The 17,743-nt window shown below is 70.8% G+C and carries 15 protein-coding genes; 9 read left to right on the top strand and 6 right to left on the bottom strand.

Translation table 11 applies throughout. From position 1 onward, the window contains the following. Positions 1-3: 3 nt before the first annotated feature. The 4 genes from MSA03_RS03345 to MSA03_RS03360 are packed head-to-tail and all read left to right on the top strand — an operon-like array spanning position 4 to position 5,334. Complete coding sequence (locus MSA03_RS03345) at positions 4-1,200, top strand: glycosyltransferase (protein ID WP_147049619.1); 1,197 nt, start codon at positions 4-6, stop codon at positions 1,198-1,200. Next, positions 1,197-2,702, top strand: coding sequence for a lipopolysaccharide biosynthesis protein (locus tag MSA03_RS03350; protein WP_147049620.1), 1,506 nt, complete (start codon positions 1,197-1,199; stop codon positions 2,700-2,702). The genes MSA03_RS03345 and MSA03_RS03350 overlap by 4 nt, the downstream gene beginning before the upstream one ends. After that, on the top strand, positions 2,699-3,877 hold the full coding sequence (locus MSA03_RS03355) for a glycosyltransferase (RefSeq protein ID WP_147049621.1): 1,179 nt from the start codon (positions 2,699-2,701) through the stop codon (positions 3,875-3,877). The genes MSA03_RS03350 and MSA03_RS03355 overlap by 4 nt, the downstream gene beginning before the upstream one ends. A gap of 35 nt (positions 3,878-3,912) precedes the next feature. After that, positions 3,913-5,334: a glycosyltransferase family 4 protein gene (locus MSA03_RS03360; protein WP_147049622.1), complete on the top strand. Its 1,422-nt coding sequence runs from the start codon at positions 3,913-3,915 to the stop codon at positions 5,332-5,334. On the opposite strand, the gene MSA03_RS03365 is transcribed toward MSA03_RS03360, so the two are convergent. Then, a complete protein-coding gene (locus tag MSA03_RS03365) occupies positions 5,331-7,007 on the bottom strand; it encodes a DUF4082 domain-containing protein (RefSeq protein ID WP_147049623.1) in 1,677 nt (558 codons plus the stop codon). The genes MSA03_RS03360 and MSA03_RS03365 overlap by 4 nt on opposite strands. A 177-nt stretch (positions 7,008-7,184) precedes the next feature. Between MSA03_RS03365 and asnB the strand changes: the two genes are divergently transcribed. Continuing rightward, entirely contained in the window at positions 7,185-9,029 is a 1,845-nt protein-coding gene (gene asnB, locus MSA03_RS03370) for an asparagine synthase (glutamine-hydrolyzing) (RefSeq protein WP_170245440.1), read from the top strand. Here the strand turns inward: asnB and MSA03_RS03375 are convergent. Both MSA03_RS03375 and MSA03_RS03380 read right to left on the bottom strand, forming a co-directional pair. Then, entirely contained in the window at positions 9,021-9,857 is an 837-nt protein-coding gene (locus tag MSA03_RS03375) for a glycosyltransferase family 2 protein (RefSeq protein WP_147049625.1), read from the bottom strand. The two genes, asnB and MSA03_RS03375, sit on opposite strands and share 9 nt — an antisense overlap. Next, positions 9,854-10,747 carry a glycosyltransferase family 2 protein gene (locus MSA03_RS03380; protein WP_170245441.1) on the bottom strand — a complete coding sequence of 298 codons (894 nt, stop codon included), beginning with the start codon at positions 10,745-10,747 and terminating at the stop codon, positions 9,854-9,856. Before MSA03_RS03380 ends, MSA03_RS03375 begins: the two co-directional genes overlap by 4 nt. Positions 10,748-10,872: 125 nt before the next feature. Between MSA03_RS03380 and MSA03_RS03385 the strand changes: the two genes are divergently transcribed. The 3 genes from MSA03_RS03385 to MSA03_RS03395 are packed head-to-tail and all read left to right on the top strand — an operon-like array spanning position 10,873 to position 13,784. After that, on the top strand, positions 10,873-11,574 hold the full coding sequence (locus tag MSA03_RS03385) for a hypothetical protein (RefSeq protein WP_147049627.1): 702 nt from the start codon (positions 10,873-10,875) through the stop codon (positions 11,572-11,574). Continuing rightward, on the top strand, positions 11,571-12,392 hold the full coding sequence (locus tag MSA03_RS03390) for a hypothetical protein (RefSeq protein WP_147049628.1): 822 nt from the start codon (positions 11,571-11,573) through the stop codon (positions 12,390-12,392). Before MSA03_RS03385 ends, MSA03_RS03390 begins: the two co-directional genes overlap by 4 nt. A 9-nt stretch (positions 12,393-12,401) precedes the next feature. Beyond that, positions 12,402-13,784 carry an O-antigen ligase family protein gene (locus MSA03_RS03395; protein WP_147049629.1) on the top strand — a complete coding sequence of 461 codons (1,383 nt, stop codon included), beginning with the start codon at positions 12,402-12,404 and terminating at the stop codon, positions 13,782-13,784. Here MSA03_RS03395 and MSA03_RS03400 read toward each other — a convergent pair. After that, the gene (locus MSA03_RS03400) at positions 13,781-14,752 is read right to left on the bottom strand and encodes a nodulation protein NodZ (RefSeq protein ID WP_170245442.1); all 972 of its coding nucleotides are present in this window, start codon (positions 14,750-14,752) and stop codon (positions 13,781-13,783) included. The two genes, MSA03_RS03395 and MSA03_RS03400, sit on opposite strands and share 4 nt — an antisense overlap. Before the next feature lie 240 nt (positions 14,753-14,992). Between MSA03_RS03400 and MSA03_RS03405 the strand changes: the two genes are divergently transcribed. Then, positions 14,993-15,436: a VanZ family protein gene (locus tag MSA03_RS03405; protein ID WP_147049631.1), complete on the top strand. Its 444-nt coding sequence runs from the start codon at positions 14,993-14,995 to the stop codon at positions 15,434-15,436. A gap of 1 nt (position 15,437) precedes the next feature. Here MSA03_RS03405 and MSA03_RS03410 read toward each other — a convergent pair whose 3' ends face one another. Next, the gene (locus tag MSA03_RS03410) at positions 15,438-16,454 is read right to left on the bottom strand and encodes a TolB family protein (RefSeq protein ID WP_244946300.1); all 1,017 of its coding nucleotides are present in this window, start codon (positions 16,452-16,454) and stop codon (positions 15,438-15,440) included. Further along, positions 16,451-17,743: an MFS transporter gene (locus tag MSA03_RS03415; RefSeq protein ID WP_244946301.1), complete on the bottom strand. Its 1,293-nt coding sequence runs from the start codon at positions 17,741-17,743 to the stop codon at positions 16,451-16,453. Before MSA03_RS03415 ends, MSA03_RS03410 begins: the two co-directional genes overlap by 4 nt.

The following is a 17,743-nucleotide window of genomic DNA, read 5'->3' on the forward strand; positions in this document are numbered from 1 at the left end:
GCCATGCGCGTCCTCGTCCACCTGAACAGCCTCGAGCTCGGCGGCACTCAGCTCAACGCCGTCGACTTCGCCGTCGCCGCGCGCGCCCACGGCGTCGAGTCGATCCTGGTGGGCGCGCAGGACACGCTGGCGTCCTCGCCGAACCTGCTGGATTACGCCGCGCCGGCCGGGGTGGAGGTCGAGGTGTACGAGCCCGCCGTGGGCATGCGGGGGCACGCGGCCCAGTTGGCGGCCCTGGCCGAGCGACTTCGCGTCGATCTCATCCACGTGTACGGCATGTGGGGTGCAGCGCGTGCCGTCTTCTGGGGACCGGCCCGCTTCGGCCGGATCCCGTGGGTGCAAACCGTCTACGAGATGAGCGTGACGCCCGTCGTCCTCAGGCACATGCCCTTGATGGTCGGCACCGGCTACCTCCTCGACGAGCAGGCGGACCGCCCCGGCGGAACGGTGCTGATCTCGCCGCCCGTCGACCTCGACCGGGATTCTCCCGCGGCGGCCGGCCTGACCGACCTGCGGCAGGAGGCGCGCCTCGGTGCCGGCCCGCTCATCGGGATCGTCAGCCGGCTGGACAGCAACATGAAGGCGTTCTCGATCGGTGTCGCCATCGATGCGATGGCCGGCCTCGGCGAGACCGGCGCCACGCTGTTCATCGTCGGGGGAGGCGACGCGGCGGAAGAGCTCCAGGCACGCGCTCGCCGCGTCAACGACATCCTCGGCCGGGACGGTGTCCGCCTGCTGGGTCCGATGTCGGACCCGCGTCCCGCCTACGCCGCTGCGGACATCATGCTCGGAATGGGGGGATCCGCGGCGCGCTCGCTCGCCTTCGGCAAGCCCCTCGTCGTGCAGGGCGAGGCCGGATGGTCGCAGAGGTTCGAGCCTGCCTCGGCCGACGCCCTCGCCCGGTCGAGCTACTGGAGCCCCGACCGTGTCGCAGATCCTGTGGGAGACCTCGAGGCGGCGATCCGCGTACTTCTCGCCGACCCGGCGCGCAGAGCCGAACTCGGGACCTTCGGTCGCCAGTTCGCATCCTCCCGGTTCGGCCTTCCGGCGATGACCGAGCGGCTCTGCACCTTCTATCGGGCAGCCCTGCAGTCATACGGGCCGGCGGAGTGGCTGGCCGATGTCCCGCGGGAAGGCCGACGACTCGTGGAGAAGATCGCGCGCGTCGCCGCGCGCCCGCGGCTGGAGGAGGCGGCATGACCACGCGGGTTCGCCCGGCCGCCGCCGCGGCGTCCGTCGGCGACCGGGCGACATCCGGAGTGTTCTGGCTGACTGCGCAGAAGTGGACGACCCGCCTGCTCGGGTTCGTGACGATCGCGATCCTGACCCGCCTCCTCAGCCCGGAGGACTTCGGCACCGTCGCGGCCGCCTCGACCGTGCTGCCGTTCTTCTTCCTGCTCGCCGACCTCGGCTTCTCCGCATACATCGTGCAGGTGAAGACGGCGGATCAGCGCATGCTGAGCACCGCCTTCTGGTTCTCGATGGGTGCCGGCGTCATGCTCTGCGCGGCGATGATGGCCCTCGCGCCGGCGCTGGGTCTCCTCTTCCACGATGACGGCGTCGTCCCGATCATCCAGGCACTCTCGCTGTGGGTGATCCTGACCGCGTTCGGATCGGTGCCGATGGCGATCCTCCGGCGCGACATGCGCTTCTCGGTGATCGCCACGCAGGGAGCGAGCGCGGCGATCGTCGCGCAGATCGTCGCGATGATCGTCGCCTTCTCCGGCGGAGGAGCGTGGGCGCTCGTCGCTCAGGGCCTGGTCGCCCCGGCGATCACGTCGGTCCTCGCCTGGGCGACGACGAGGTGGCACCCATCACGGACCTTCGTGCGCCGGGAGTTCGGGATCATGGCCCGGTTCGGCAGTCAAGTGCTCGGCGTCGAGTTCGTCGCCATGTTCCGCGCGCTGGGAGAGGCCGCGATCATCAGCGCGGCCTTCGGCGTCGCAGGTCTCGGATTCATGACGATCGCGCAGCGGCTGGTGCAGGTGGTGCAGGACCTCACGGGCAGCGCCATCGTCCCCGTCGCGCAGGTGGCGTTCGCCAAGATCCGCGACGACCCGGACCGGCTGCGCGGCGCCTACCTGCGCGCACTCCGACTGACCTACTTCGCGTTGGCGCTTCCGCTCACGTTCGTGGCGGTGGCGGCGCCGCTCATCGTGCCCACGGTGTTCGGCAGCGGCTGGGAGCAGAGCTATCCGATCACGCAGATCCTGGCGATCGCCGGCACGCTCACGGTCGGCGCGTGGCTCGACTACGGCCTCTTCTACGGGGTGGGCAAGCCGGGCGTGTGGTTCTGGTACGCCCTCGCGATCGACGGCCTCACGCTCGGGGCGACCGCGGTCCTGTCCCACGTCGGCCTCGTCGCGATCGCCTGGGGGTTCCTGGGGGTCTGCGTCCTGGCCACCGTGGTTCGCTGGTTCCTCACCTCCCGCGTGCTGCGCGCGCGGGTGCGGACCGTGGCCGGGCCGTTCCTGTTCCTGGTCGTCGCAGTCCTCACCTCCGGAGCCGCCGGGTGGGCGGTGATGACCGTCACGGCCCCGCTGCCGGACCTGGTCGCCCTGGCGCTCATCGGGCTCGCCGTGCTGGTGGTCCATCTGGTCATCACGCGGCTGATGGTTCCGCAGGTGCTCCCGGAGACACTGTCGATGCTCGCCCGATCGCGGTTCGGTGCACGCCTGCGCGTGCTCAGGAGGTTCGGATGACGGAATCAGCGGCGCCGCGCACACCGGTGTCCATCGTGTGCGTCTACAACGACCCCGAGGTGCTGGGGTCGTGTCTGGGTCGGTCGGTGACGGACGGTCGTGCGGCGGCACCCGCCACGGAGCTCATCGCGGTCGACAACCGCGAGGGGTCGTTCGCGACCGCCGCGGCGGCCCTCAACCACGGCGCCTCGCAGGCCCGGCACAGCGTCGTCGTGTTCGCCCACCAGGATGTCTACCTCCATTCGCTCGTCCGCCTCGAAGAGGTCGCGCATGTGCTGATGGCGTCGCCGGACATCGGGGTGATCGGCGCGGTCGGAATCGATGACCGCAGTCGGATCGTGGGCCGGATCCGGGACCGCATCATGGCTCTGGGGGAGCCCGCGCCCGAGCCCCGCGACGTCGAGTCGATGGATGAGGTGCTCTTCGCGCTCCGGCGCACCGACGCCATCGCGGAGCCGCTCGCCGACGTGGCAGACCTCGGCTGGCACGCGTACGCGGTGGAGTACTCGGCGCGGGTGCGCCGGCGCGGTCTGCGCGCGACGGTCGCCGACATCCCTCTCACCCACAACAGCCTGACCACGAACCTGCAGCACCTCGACCGGGCGCACGCGTGGATCGGAGCGTCCTATCCGGAGCTCCTCCCCCTGCAGACGACCTGCGGCACCATCCGTCGGCCGGGGATCCATCCATCCGTGGATGTCGTGCGGAGGCGGGTGTCCGGGGTGCGGACGTGGACGCGCGAGTCCCTCGTCGTGCGCTCTCTGGCGGTGGATGCCGTGATCGCGGACATCCGGTTCCTCATCGACGATGTCGTCCGCCTCACGGGAGCGCGGTCGCTGCGGGCGCTGGATGTCATCCAGGACGCGGCCGCCCCGACCAGCCTCCAGGGGATCGTCCGTCACGAGGTCCCGTACTCCGCCGCCTCGGTCACCGCGGATCAGGCTCGCCGGGAGATCGCCGGACGGCACCACGACCAGGCGATCGTCGTCACGAATCTGCGGGAGGCGGATCTCATGACCCTCGTCGAGGGAGCACGCCCGGATGTCGTCGGGGTGTCCGAGGGCGCCGGCATGTGGGCGCTGTTCGGCGTGGACGCCGAGCGGGTCGCACCGCTCTGGTCGGGAAGACGTCAGCGCCCGTTCGCGGGTCTCGTCCCTCCGCGGAGGCCCCGGTGACAGGGGCGCCGCGCCGATTCCCGCGGGGCGCAGGCGTGGTGCGGGCCACCCTGTTCGGCCTGGTCGTCGACGCGACGAGCCTCCTGCCGCCGCGCCTGCGCTATGCGTACGTGCACCGGATCACCGCCCGGCTGTTCCGCAGGCCGCTGCCCGCACTCCTCGCTCGGGACACGCCGGCCGCTCCCGGGCCTGCCGCCGTCACGTCACGGCGGCCCGCCGACCTCCGGTGCGTCCTGGCCGCCGACCGGCTCGACATCGGAGGCGTGGGCGCCGTCGTAGAGATGCTCGCGACCGGATTGGAGGCCCAGGGGGTGCATCCGATCGTGGTCTGCCTCGGCGACGGCACACGTGCCCGTCGGCTGCGCGCCCGCGGCGTCGAGGTGTTCTCCGTCGAGGACGAACGCACCGCCCTGGCAGCGCTCCGGGCAGCCGACCCCGACGTGATCCAATTGCACAGCGCCGCACCCGCACTGGAGCGCTTGGCCATCGCGGGGGAGACCCCGCTGATCCCGGTGCTGCACAACACGGAGATCCACTTCACCCGCGCGCGCTGGCGGACCTTCGAGACCCTCATGCACCGGTCGTACGCCGCGATCGCGGTCAGCGGCGTCGTCCGGGACTTCCACCGTCGGCACGTCTCCCCGGCGCTCGGCGAGCGGTTCCGGGTCGTCCCCAACGAGGCGCCGGGGCGCAACGCCACGGGTCATCCGCAGCGCACAGCGGCGAGGGCGGAGCTCGGAGACGTGCTGGGAGTGGACCTGGCAGCCGATGTCGTCTTCCTGTGCTTGGCCCGCTATGACGCGCAGAAGAACATCGCAGGCACGGTCGCATCCTTCCTCCGGGCGATCGATGCGACAGGCGTGCCGATCCGCCTCGTGATGGCGGGTGAGCCCTCGGACTGGGCTGAACTGGGGCGCGCCGACGGCATCCGCCGGTCGAGTCCGCACGGCGACCGCGTGCACCTGCTCGCCAACTCGGATGCGGCGACCCTGCTCGCAGCCGCGGACGCGTTCTTGCTGAACTCCTTCTTCGAGGGCTGGCCGGTCGCCGCCACGGAAGCGCTGTCCGCGGGCCTTCCCCTCGTGCTCAGCGATGTCGGCGGGGCGCGCGAGCTCGTCGCCCGGCATCCCGACCGATCCGTCCTCATCCCGAACGCGACCGGGGAAGCCGGATCCGTGACGGACGCCCGCGTCGCCCGGGCGCGTCGCCGTTCCGCGCGACAGGACAACGCGGCGGATCTGATCGCGGCGGTGACGCGTGTCGCTCAGCTCGCGCGCAGCGATGGGGCCTCCCGCGCCGATCCCGCTCCGGCAGCAGGGAGCGGGGCCGGCCCGTCAGGGATTGCGGCGATGATGGCCGGGCATGCGCAGATCATCCGGGAAGCCCACGCGCATGCGCGAGGCCGCCGCAACCTCATCGGTCACGACGGCCTCACGATTCCAGTCGCCCGGTCCTAGGCGGAGGGCCAGGGCTTGCTGACGAGACGTCCCTTGCCGTCCGTCGCGTTCTTGTCGTAGATGTAGTTGTCCTCCCACTGCGCCCAGCCCGGACCGCGCTGCGCGTAGGTGGCTCCGAATCCGGTGCCGCTGAAGCGGTTGTTCGTGGCGCGGAGGTTGCTGTACGGGGAGTTCAGCTCATTCAGGCCCAGCTGGTAGCCGGCGCCCTCGAGGTAGTTGCCCTCGATCACGACGTTGTCGATGCGCCCCGAGTAGGACTGGATGAACAGGGCTCCCGTGTCGTTGCCGGAGTCGGAGTTGAACCGGTTGTTCCGGATCGTCAGCTGGCGATCCGGACGCTGGGACGCCGAGAAGTCGCGGACCGTGAACGCGTCGGTGTGGTTACCGGTCGTCGCGGCGTTTCCCCATGCGATCAGGTCGGTCACGTAGTTGCGCTCGACCAGGCCGTTCAGGGTGTCTCCCGACTTCATGATGGCGATACCGCTGCCCATGTGGTGGAAGTAGTTGCCGGAGAGATTCGCGATGCCCATGAAGCCGGTGGCCCACGCGGCGGACTCGGTGCTCAGCTGGGAGCCCGTGATCTCACTGTTGCGGATCGTCACGGTGTCGGGCGTGATCTTGAAGGTGTTGTAGTTCTGCGTGTGCAGAATCGGCATCCCGCGACCGATCGACGTGGGCTGGATGCAGCTCTTGTCGATGGTGATCGCGCCTGCGGACAGGTCCAGCGGAGTCGTCACGCGCATGCCCGAGATGACCGTCCCGCGCGGGACTTCGCTGCTGCCGGTGTACAGGGGCAGCGACTCGCACGACAGGCCCTGCGGTGCGAGGCCCACGGTGGACGGGCTCACCGTCCAGCCCACACCCGAGGTGGCCTGCGGCGTGGTCGGTGCCGGGGTGGGGGTCGGCGTGGGCGTCGGTGTCGGCGTCGGGGTGGGAGTCGGTGTGGGGGTCGGCGTCGGCGTCGGTGTGGGCGTCGGTGTGGGCGTCGGGGTGGGGGTCGGCGTCGGTGTGGGGGTCGGCGTCGGGGTGGGCGTCGGCTTCGCGGGGCTCGTCGCCCCGGCGCGGAACACCACGTCGACCAGGTAGTTGGACCCGCGGTAGGTCTGTCGGGGGAACGCGCTCTGCCCGTACGTGTACACGCCGGCGCCGCTGTCGAGGCGGAAGCCGTTCTGCGTGCGCGCGCTCGTGAGGTCGTTCTCCGTGACCGGGTAGCGGCCCGTCGGCGCGTGGTAGGAGGCCACGTACGTCTCGCCGGCGGTGACGGCGACCGGGGCCGGCAGGGAGACGGTGCGCCAGCCCTCCGTGCCGGATGCCGGGAAGCGGACACGCGCGAGCGCGTCGCCCTTCGAGGACCACAGGGTGGCGGTCGTCACGCCGGACGCGCGCTCGCCCTGGTAGTACTGGAGCGCGGTGACCGCGCCGTCCTTCTGCGGGGCGAACTTCACGCCGAGTTCGACCGCGTCCCGGTCGGAGTCGGCCGCGACGGCCGGCCTCAGGTCATCGGCGAAGATGCCGGGGGTCGACGCGACCCCTGCCGTCGCGGGCGCGGCCGCGAGGGCACCGGCGCCCATCACGACGGCGGCGAGGATCGCCGTGAACCCGAGGCGGCGGGAGATGGGGGAGCGGTGTCGGTGGGGGGCGGGGGGACGGGGGGTTGCAGAATGCAACGTCATGAACTCTCCGATAACGGCGGGGACGGGATATCAGTATGCTAACGACGCTTGACATCGGCTCAGGGGCACATTATTGGACTCTCATCCCCGGCTGGCCGGCGCCCGCGGGGCCCGCAGATTCCCTCTCATTCCGGGGCCCTCGGCCGATAGCATCAGCGTGTGTGCGGAATCGTCGGCATGACCAGATTCGATGGAACCGCCGTCTCGCGCGACGTGCTGGCGGCGATGACGACCACGCTGCGCCACCGGGGTCCGGATGACGAAGGCACCTGGTTCGGCGGCGACATCGCCTTCGGTCACCGCCGGCTCTCCATCATCGACGTCGCCGGCTCGCATCAGCCGATGCAGAGTGTCGACGACCGCTGGGTGATCGCATTCAACGGTGAGATCTTCAACTACCGCGAGCTGCGGGCCCATCTGGACTATCCCTTCCACACAGATGGAGATACGGAGACGATCCTGGCGGGTCTCACGGTGCACGGGATCGCCTTCGTCTCCCAGCTGGTCGGCCAGTTCGCGTTCGCCGCCTTCGACCGGCGAGACGGCACCCTGCACCTCGTTCGCGACCGCCTCGGCGTTCTGCCGCTGTACTACTGGCGTGCCGGCGCCGAGCTGCTCTTCGCGTCCGAGATCAAGGCCATCCTGGCAGGGATGCCGCACCGGCCGTCGGTCGATCATCAGAGCCTGGACGCGTACCTCTACGGCCGATCGGTCCCCGCACCGTTCACCCTCTTCGAGGGGGTCCGAAAGCTCGAGGCCGGACACCGGGTCGAGATCGATCGGAGCGGGGCCGAGCGGTCCGTCCGCTACTGGACGCCACCGGACGAGCAACCCTGGGAAGGCGGTGCGCCGGCTGCGGTCGACGCCGTCGATGCGGCGGTGACCGAAGCCGTCCGCTCCGCACTCGTCGCGGACGTCCCGGTCGGGGCCTATCTGAGCGGCGGTGTGGACAGCAGTCTCATCGTGGCGAAGGCATCCGCCCTTCACACGGGAGGGCCCCTGAAGACCTTCTCCGCAGGATTCGGCGACCCGCGGCATGACGAACTGCCGTGGGCGCGCATGATGAGCGAGCACGTGGGCTCCGATCATCACGAGATCCGTGTGGATGCGGCCGACTTCGAGGCGCTCTGGCCGATGCTGACCTGGCACCGTGACGCGCCCATGTCGGAACCGGCGGATTTCGCGGTCTACCGACTCGCGCAGGCCGCGCGCGAGCATGTCACGGTCGTGCTCTCCGGCGAGGGGGGAGACGAACTCTTCGCCGGCTACCCCAAGTACAAGGTGGCCAGGGCGATGGCCGCGGCGTCGATCCTTCCGGGCCGGTTCCGGCAGGGCGTCGGTGAACGCCTCGACGCGCATCTGCCGTCCAGCCTGGCCCGCCTCCGGATCGCCATGCGCGCATGGGCCGCCCCGAATCGCGAGGACCAGTACCGCACGTGGTTCGCGCCGTTCTCGGCGCGCGAGCGACGCGAGCTGCTCGCCGGCCTGCCCAGCCGGACGACCTCCACCGAGGTGGGCGCACGCGATGACGCAATCCGCGCCATGCTCCTCGCGGACCTCCGGAGCTGGCTGCCCGACAACCTCCTGGAACGCGGCGACCGGATGTCGATGGCCGCCTCGCTCGAGCTGCGTCCGCCCTTGCTGGACCATCGCCTGGCCGAACTGGCGTTCCGGCTTCCCTCCAACGTCAAGGTGCGCTCCGGCCAGACGAAGTGGGTGCTGAAGGAAGTCGCCCGCCGCCATGTCCCCGCCCAGATCGTGGATCGGCCGAAGGTCGGCTTCCGGGTGCCGCTGGATGCCTGGTTCCGCACGTCGCTCCGTGACACCGTGCGTGATCGCCTCACCGGCTCGGGGTCCTTCGTCGCCCAGACGTTCGACAAGGGCGCGATCGAGCGGATGCTGGATCGGCACTCCAGCGGCCGGTTCAACGAGGAGATCCGGATCTGGACCCTCATGTCCCTCGAGGTGTGGCACGAGACGTTCTTCAGCGCGGTCCCCGAGGGGGCCTGCGAGTCAGCCTGACTCCCGTGAGCTGTCGTCCCGTTCCCAGCGCACCCCGCGGCGTCCCAGACGTGCCCGGGCCCGCGCCAGCGCGATGAGGGAGACGTAGACCACGGCATCGGCGAGTCGCCGCGGCTTGCGGGCGAGCATCGCCGCGAGATCACGCAGTTGGGCGCGCTGACCGGGGTACCGGCCCTCGCCCCCGGCCGTGACCTCCGATTGCGTGCGGTAGGTGCGACGCAGGATGCGCAGGAGGTCGGCGGTGCGCCGGGGCGTTGTGACGATGAGTGGGTCCGTCGCGATGATCGACACTTCGGCCCGCGCGAACAGGCTGTCGATGAACAGGTCGTCCGAGACGACATCGGGGAACTCGTCGAAGCGGGCCCGTCCCGCCTCGGAGAGCGCGTAGCACCCGGCTCCCCAGAGTGCGGTGGAGATCGACGGAAGGTCTTCTCGCACGCGATACCAGCTCCGGACCAGCCGCGAGGCGCGCGACGTGTCGAACGTGTGCGGCGGGCGGCCCGCGATCGCACCGCGGCGGAGCGCGTCGACGACGTCGCGAGCGGCCCGTGACGTCATCACGACGTCCGCGTCGAGGTAGATCCGCGGGCCAGGGCCGGCGAGCCCATCGCCCCGCCGAAGGGCGGCCGCCTTCGACGGGGCGTCGAGTTCGGCGACGACGACGCCGGGAAAGCTCCGGGCGATCTCCGCCGTGCGGTCGCTGCACCCGTTCGGGACGACGATCACAGCGAGATCTCCCTCGCGCGCGGCGCTGCCCACAGCCTCCAGGGTGCGCCCGATCACCCGCTCTTCATTGTGCGCGGCGATGATGATCGTGCCGAGGGTCATCGTGGCCCGCCCGGCAGCCCTGCACGCGCTCGTGAGGAGAGCAGCGCACGGACGGCCGCCCGAGCTCCGGGACGGTGCGGGCGGATCGCATTGCGGAGGAGCAGGGCCGTACCGAAGGCGCCCGCGGCCCACGGCCCGTGCCACTTCTGGAAGTAGCGCAGCTTGTTGACCTCGAGCAGCGCATCCAGGTGGGGAGAGGTGCCGGATCCGCCACCCCGATGCTGGACGACGGAATCGGGAACGTAGGCGATGGAGCCGCCGCGCGAACGAATCCGGCGGCAGTAGTCCGTCTCCTCCGAGTAGAGGAAGAACCGGTCGGCGTCCCACGCCCCGACCGCCGCCACGACGTCCGCCCGCACGGCGAGCGTCGCCCCGGTGGCCCACTCGATCGCATGCTCGCTGCGGTACACACGGTCGCGCCGAACGGTTTCGGCGAGCAGTTGCGGCCGACGTGCCCACGCATCTCCGAAGACCGCCTCGCCGAAGGCCGACAGCACCGTCGGCTCGCGGCGGAGCGAATCCTGCCGGACGCCGGTGGCATCGAGGATCCGGGGCACCGCCGCATCCGAGCCGCCATCGACGGCAGCCACGAGCGCGGTGAGCGCCCCGGTGCGCAGCACGAGGTCGGGATTGAGGAAGACGGTCACCCGCGCCTCGGGGGCCATCGTCAGGCCGAGGTTCAGCCCGCCGGAGTAGCCGAGGTTCGCTCCGGCCTCCACCACCGTGACCCGGTCGTCCTCCGACAGATGGGCGAGGGACTCATCGGTCGTGTTGTTGACCACCGTCGCGTGCCAGGACAGCGCTCCGGCCGCGTCGTCGATCGACCTGATCAGCGGCGGCAGATCCCGACCGCTGTAATAGGACACGATGACGATCGAAACGTCGAGCACAACGACTCCCCCCAGCCGCGCGTCGCATGGCGCAACCCGCCCTCAGATACCGTACCGGCGCACCCACGGAGGCGCATAGAGGCGCGACGCTACACTGGCGAGGGGCGTTGCGGGGAGGGGTACGGGTGACCGTTCGTGACATGATCGCGGCGATCGGCAGGCGCTGGTACGTCGTGCTGGTCGTGATCGTGTGCGCGGGCGCCCTCACCCTCGTCTTCGCCGAAGACGGCGGGACGTACTGGACCCGCACCGCCGTGTCGTTCACCCTCCCTCAGCGGTCCACGCTCGACGCGGAGAGCGGGCTCCAGGATGCCAGCCTCATCGCCTTCGCGGGTACCGTCGCGACCGAGATCAACGAGGGCGAACGGCCGCCCCGCTACTCGACCCTCGACGCGCCGTACTACGGTGCGGGCGTCCGTGAAGGGGTGCTCGTCGCACTGCGGGACGTCGGAAACCAGTGGGGGTCGGTGTTCCCGACCGCGACCCTCGAGATACAGATCGTCGGCCGCACGCACGAATGGGTGCAGGAGCGGCAGGACGCGATCCTCTCCGATGTCCTCGAGGCGGCCAGACTGCAGCAGGAGATCGCCGGGACCACCGCGGCGGACCGGATCGAGGTGAAGGTCGAGCCGCTCAGCACGGAGATCGCTTTCGTCGCGGCGTCGCGGACGAGCCAGATCGCCGCCGTCCTGGCCATGTCGCTGGCCGCCCTGCTCGTCAGCGGCGGCGCGGCCGTCACCGTCGACCGCCTCGTCGCCGCGTACCGTGCACGCTCCGCACGGCCGATGCCGATTCTCGTCCCACGCTCGGAAGGCCTCACCGAATGAACGTCGCCGACACTCTTCGTGCACTGATCCGACGCTGGTACATCGTCGTCCCGGGGCTGCTGCTGGCCGTGGCGGTGGCCGTGGGGGCGTGGGTGGCGGTCAAGCCGGCCTACGAACGCTCGGCGACCCAGCTGCTGCTCCCCGGCGAGGGGGTCATGCCCGAGGGTGCGACGAACCCCTTCCTCTTCCTGGGTGGACTGAGCCAGGCCACGGACGTCCTCGTCCGCACGCTGTCCTCCGGTGAAACCGTGGAAGAGGTGGTGGGTCGCTACCCGGGCACCGAGGTGGAGGTCCGACGCGACCCGACGACGTCGGGGCCCGTGGTCTGGACGACGGTGACGGCGCAGAGCGACGCGGATGCGGCCGGTGCGCTCGAAGCGATGCTCGCGCAGGCCGAGTCCGCTCTGGCGCGGCTGCAGACCGAGCAGAACGTCCGTGCTCGTGATGAGATCACGATCACGACCCTCACGCAGGACACCGAGAGCACACCCCAGCAGCGCACGCGCATGGTGCTGGCCGCCGGCGCCGGTGCCGCCGCGGTGGCCGTGACGCTGGTGGTGGCGAGCCTCGTCGACGGGCTCGCCCGCAGACGAGGCGGGCGCGGTGGGAATCGACGCAAGATGTCCGCACACGAGGCGTCAGATGCCGAGCCGGGCTCCGCCTCCGAACAGGACGAGGCCCCGGAGGCCGATCTCACCGAGCCCACGGACCCCGCCGAGCCCACGGATCCCGCCGATCCCGCCGATCCCGGCGGGGCGAGCCGTCCGCGCGCCGCGTCGGATGATCAGACACGGGCGCCGTCCGCCGTCGACGTCTGAATCCGGGCCATGTCGCTCACCGATCGCGAGTCACAGCCGGTACCGGCACGACGTCACCGGACCGCCGGCGGCGGGCGCGCGCTCACCGCCGGAACCATGCTCGCGGTCTACCTGGTGCTGCTGGTGGCCATCCCCTCGAACCTCACCATCACGGCGCTCGGCGGGTTCGGCAGACCGTCGGTGCTGTGGGGGCTGCTGCTGCTGTTCTGGTGGCTCCTCACCCGTCTGCAGATGCGCGCCGTCGACGCGGTTCCGGTGACCCAGCCGGTTCGGATCGCTCTCATCGCCCTCGTCGTCATCGTGCTCGTCTGCTTCGCCTCGCTGATGCTGCGCGGGCAACCGGCGGATCAGATCAGCCCGGCGATCACGGCTCTCCTGCGCCTCGCGTCCTGGTCCGGCGTCCTCCTCGTGGCGATGGACGGCATCCGCACCCACGACGACGCCGCGAGGATCGTCCGTGCCCTCGCGATCGCCGGTGGCGGTGTCGCCGCGCTCGGGCTGGCGCAGTTCATCACGGGACAGAGCCTGCTCGACTGGGTGTCGAGCATTCCCGGCATCTCGGTGGATGGAGCCAGCGTCGCCACGCGCAGCGCCTTCACCCGCGCATCCGCCACCGCAGCGCATCCGCTCGAGTACGGCACCGCCCTGGTGGGCCTGCTGCCGATCGCGATCGGGACGGCGGTGGCCCGCGGGTTCCCGGAACGCCGCCAGACGCGCCCATGGATCTGGTGGACCATCGTCGGGCTGATCATGGCGGCGGCGCTGCTCTCCGTCTCGCGCTCGGCCATCCTCGGCTTGGCCGTCGCCCTCGTGGCCTCCCTGCCGGCCATTCCCCAGGCGTACCGATGGCTGATCGGCGTGGGCGGGGCGATCGTCACGGCCGTGGTGATCGTCGTCGTACCGGGCATGCTGGGGACGGTCGTCTCGCTGTTCGCCGGCGCATCCGATGACCCCAGCACGCAGTCTCGTTCGGATGCCGTAGCCCGGGTGCCGGAGTTCATCGCCACCTCCCCGTGGATCGGCCAGGGCTTCGGCACCTTCCTGCCCCGGTACTACATCTTCGACAACCAGTGGGTGCTGCTCACGGTCGAGATCGGCATCCTCGGAGTGCTCGCGTTCGCCGCCGTCGTGGCATCCGCGTTCGGCAGCGCGGCGTGGGCAGCGCGCGTCTCCCCGTTCGAGGACACGAAGGCCATGGGGCGTTCGCTCGCCGCGTCGGTGCTCACGATCGCGGTCCTGTTCGTCTTCTTCGACGGACTGTCGTTCCCGATCTCGGGCGGGTTGCTGTTCCTCATCGTCGGTCTCACCGCGGCCATGCGCACGATCGCGGCGGCGGACATCGGCATCCGCGCCTCTGCCGAGCGCCTCTCGACGTTCGCCGAGTCCGACTAGGCCCAGGTCTGGACCCAGCGCTTCAGCACGACGCGGACGTTCCGCCGGTCGATGTCGCGCTGGCGCGATGTCGGGATGCCTCCGATCAGCGCGGCCGCCACCGAGAACGTGGAGTGACGGGAGTGCACGAGCCAATCGCACGAGGCGAGCGCCCACATGTCGATGAGGGCGTTCTCGGCCTCGCGGAGCGGATCATCCAGCTCGACGTGCTCGTGAAGGGAGTTGTCGTCGTCCCCGAGCACTTTGTCGATGACGAAGACGTCACGGAAACGGGCTCGGAACTGCTCCTGGACGCCCTGGTTGTCGGTGGCGAGGAAGATCTGCGCGGACGGCACCCTCGCCTGGACCCGCTGAACCTCCTGCATGATCCGGTCGAGGGAGACCTTGCGATCGGTGTACCGGATGTGCACGCCGATGATCGGGCGGGCGCGATCGGCGAAGAGGGCATCGACTTCCGCACGGACCCGGGCGTTCGGCCGGAAGTACTCACGCAACGCCCACCGCGTCAACGCGTCCCGGGACATGCCCCGAAACGGGCTCACCTTCGCCGCGGCGCGCCGGATGCGGGCCATCTTCGGCAGGTACGACCAGAACACGGCGAGCGGCTCCCGCACGTCGGGGTGCGCCAGGTCGATCGAGAGCTTCCGATAGATGAACGGGTTGCTGTGGTCGTTCGGAAAGAGGTCGGAAATGAGGTGGGTGGGGTGCTCGCTCAACCGGCCGCGCCACAGGGCGGGTGTCACATCGCTGCGCGCATCGAAGTCGGCCGCCCGGTGGGGCGTCGGGCTTTCGAAGAGGAGGGGATAGGCATCCTCGCCGTGCGGCAGGTACTCCCCGTCCCGCCAGTCCACGACCGCGGTCCGCCCGGTCAGCCGGGCGATGACGACCCCGGTCGCGGCGGAGAGGATGCGGTTGCCGAATCCGCCCTTCGCCTTGATCAGCAGGAAGCGATCGGGCGCCGCAGTCATGCGTCCCCCCGCAGCCCTGCGGCTCCCGCCCGGCCGGTGCTCCGCAACACAGATCTGCTCCGTCTCATGGCGTGCCCCTCGTCCCCCGTGTTCCCCAGCGTTCCGCGCCCGAACGGCAGCACGCGGAACCCGGACGTCACTCTATCGTCGGGGGTCTGCGCGGGGCCACTATCATGAGGCGCACCGCACCGACGGTGCGGCGATCGGGGTGCGGGGGTGGGCGTGCGTACGAACCGGCCGATGGCGGAGCGCACCGGACGCTCCGGGGTCATCGGCGGCCTCATCGTCTACGGCCTCGCGGTGGGGATCGTGCTGCTGCTGCCCGTCACATACAGCGGGATCGTCGACGCGATCGGCGGATGGCTCCGCACGGGCCTCGGGCTCTCGTTCTTCGGCTTCGGCTGGGTCGAGTTCTTCGCCAATGTCCTGATGTTCCTGCCGCTCGGGTTCCTGCTGACACTGCTGCTCAAGCGGCGGCGGTACGGAGTGGGGCTGGCACTGCTCATCTCGGTGGGCGCCGAAGTGGCGCAGATCGTCATCCCCTCACGGCAGCCGAGTCTCCGTGACATACTCGCGAATGCGATCGGTGCGGCGGTCGGGGCCCTGCTCGCCTGGCTCCTCGTCGTGCGTCGGCAGCGGCGGGCCGCGAAGGACCACACGGTGTCGCGGGAGCACGCGGCGTGATTCACTCCCGCACGACCGACGGCGACCAGGCGTGCTCGAGGAATACCGACGGCTCGCCCGACCCGTCCGCCGCGAGAGCCCACACATCGGTGTCTCCCGCGACCCCCTGCCGCGGCATCCCGTAGAGAATGGTGTCGTCGTCGAGCCACTCGATCTGGTCGTCGATGCTGCGTGATTCGGGCAGCAGGGTCACCTCGCCCGAGCCGATGTCGTAGATCGCCGGGGTCCAGTGCACGGTCGGCCCGGAACCGGCCGTCACCCGTTTGAACGCGATGCGCGTCCCGTCCGGCGACAGCGACGGGCACTCGACGTTCTCGTCGAGCACCTGCATCGAGCGCCCCGAGATCGACCCTCGCACGAGGTCGGTTGTCCCGTCCCTCGTCAGCCCCACGGTCGCGTAGAAGGTGTCGCCGTCGGCGAAGGTCACCCCCCAGAAGTTGCGGTCCACCGGCGCGCTCGGCGCGCCGTCCACGAGGAGCGTCCACTCCTCCAGGTTGCCGAGGCCCTCCCCGTCGGGCGTGTGGATGGTCGTCTCGGTGGAGAAGCCGATCGTCGCGTACGTGTGGCCGGTCACGAACGCCGTGGTGGAGATGAGCGAGCCGTCGCCGGCGATGCGGGTGCGACTCGGGATGCCGGAGAGCGGCCATTGCGCGATCTCCGCGCCGTCGCCCGTGTACAGCGTCGCGGTGTAGGAGGGTGCGATCCCGCGCACGCTGCGCAGGCACGACACCAGGTCCGCCGTCGCGTCCACCCGGTCGCAGGCGATGGCGCTGATCGTGCGGGCGCCGCTCGGGTCGCCGAGCGGGACGGAGGCCACATGGCCGTAGCCCGCGCCGGATGCCGTGTTGCGGAACACGACGCGGTCGCCGGTCGGGACGACCTCGGAGGTGTCGACCGCGCTCGGCGCCGCCTGGCGCTGCTGATACTGCGCCCACGCGACCGCACCGACGACGGCCGTGGCGCCGAGCGCGAGCGCGGAGAGGACCGCGATGAGGATCCATCGCGCGCGGAGCGTCATCCGGCCGCCTGCCCGGAGCGGGACTCGGCGCGCAGGAGCGGCCGCAGCAGGATCGCCACGAGCGGGATCGCGACCGCGAGCACGACGGCGGCGATGATCATGGCGGGCTCCCTGCCGGCTGCGTACCAGAGCAGCCCGAACCCCGCCGCGGACGCGAAGCGGGTGACGGCGACCACCGTCTGCGCCGACGCGATGGCCGTGCCGCGCGTCTCGGGTGTGGCGAGCTGCGCCGTGAGCGCCGCCAGCACCCCGTCGGTCGCGGCGTAGAACGCGCCGAGGAACACCAGGCACAGCAGCGTGGCCGCGAGGTCGGCCATCGGCAGCACCGCGACCACGTACGCGGCGAGCAGTCCGGCATGGCCCCACACGAAGACCCGCGCCCGCCCGACCCGGTCGGCCAGCCGCCCCAGCGGAACAGCGAACGCCAGGAACGCCAGGTTCGTGCCCACGTAGAGCAGCGGGAACCACTGCGCGGCGAAGTCGCTGCGCGCCTGCAGCACCAGGTAGACGAAGCCGTCACCGATCGTGACGAGGCCGAGGACGCCCGCCGCAGCCAGCACCCGGCGCATCCGCCCGCGCACCACGCTGCGCCAGTCGACCCGCCGCCGCGGCTCCCCGGCATCCGCCTGCGCCCGGCGGGTGCGCACGTTCGGCACGATCAGCCCGAGGACGAGGACGCCGATCGTCGCGAAGGCCAGCGACGCGATGAAGACGATGTGGAACCCGTCCGGCACGATCAGCAGGATCAGGAACGCGAGGAGGGGTCCGACTGCCGCGCCGATGTTGTCGAGCATCCGGTGCACGCCGAACGACGCCGCGAGCCGCGCGGGATCGGAGGTCGCGGTGATCAGCGCATCCCGCGGCGCCGTGCGGATGCCCTTGCCGAGCCGGTCGGCCGTGATGACGGCGGTCAGGGCGGCGAAGCCGGTCCAGAACAGCAGACCCACCCGGGCGACCGCGGCCAGGGTGTACCCCACGAAGGCGACCCACTTCGGCTGGTCGATCCTGTCGGAGGCATAGCCGCCCGCGATCCGCACGACGGCGCTCACCCCCTGATACATCCCGTCGAGCACGCCGAACGCGATCGTCGACAGCCCGAGGAACCCCGTTATATAGAGGGGCAGGATCGCCGACACCGACTCGGACGAGATGTCGGTCAGCATCGAGACGATCCCGAGGGTGATCACGGTCGACGAGACGGTGCGGATGCCGCGCGGCGGCCGGCCGGCCGGCCGGGGGTCCACGGGGTCGTCCTTGCTCACCGGCGAGTTGGTGAAGGAGATGTACAC

The sequence above is a fragment of the Microbacterium saccharophilum genome (genome assembly GCF_007992455.1).
GTDB lineage: Bacteria > Actinomycetota > Actinomycetes > Actinomycetales > Microbacteriaceae > Microbacterium > Microbacterium saccharophilum.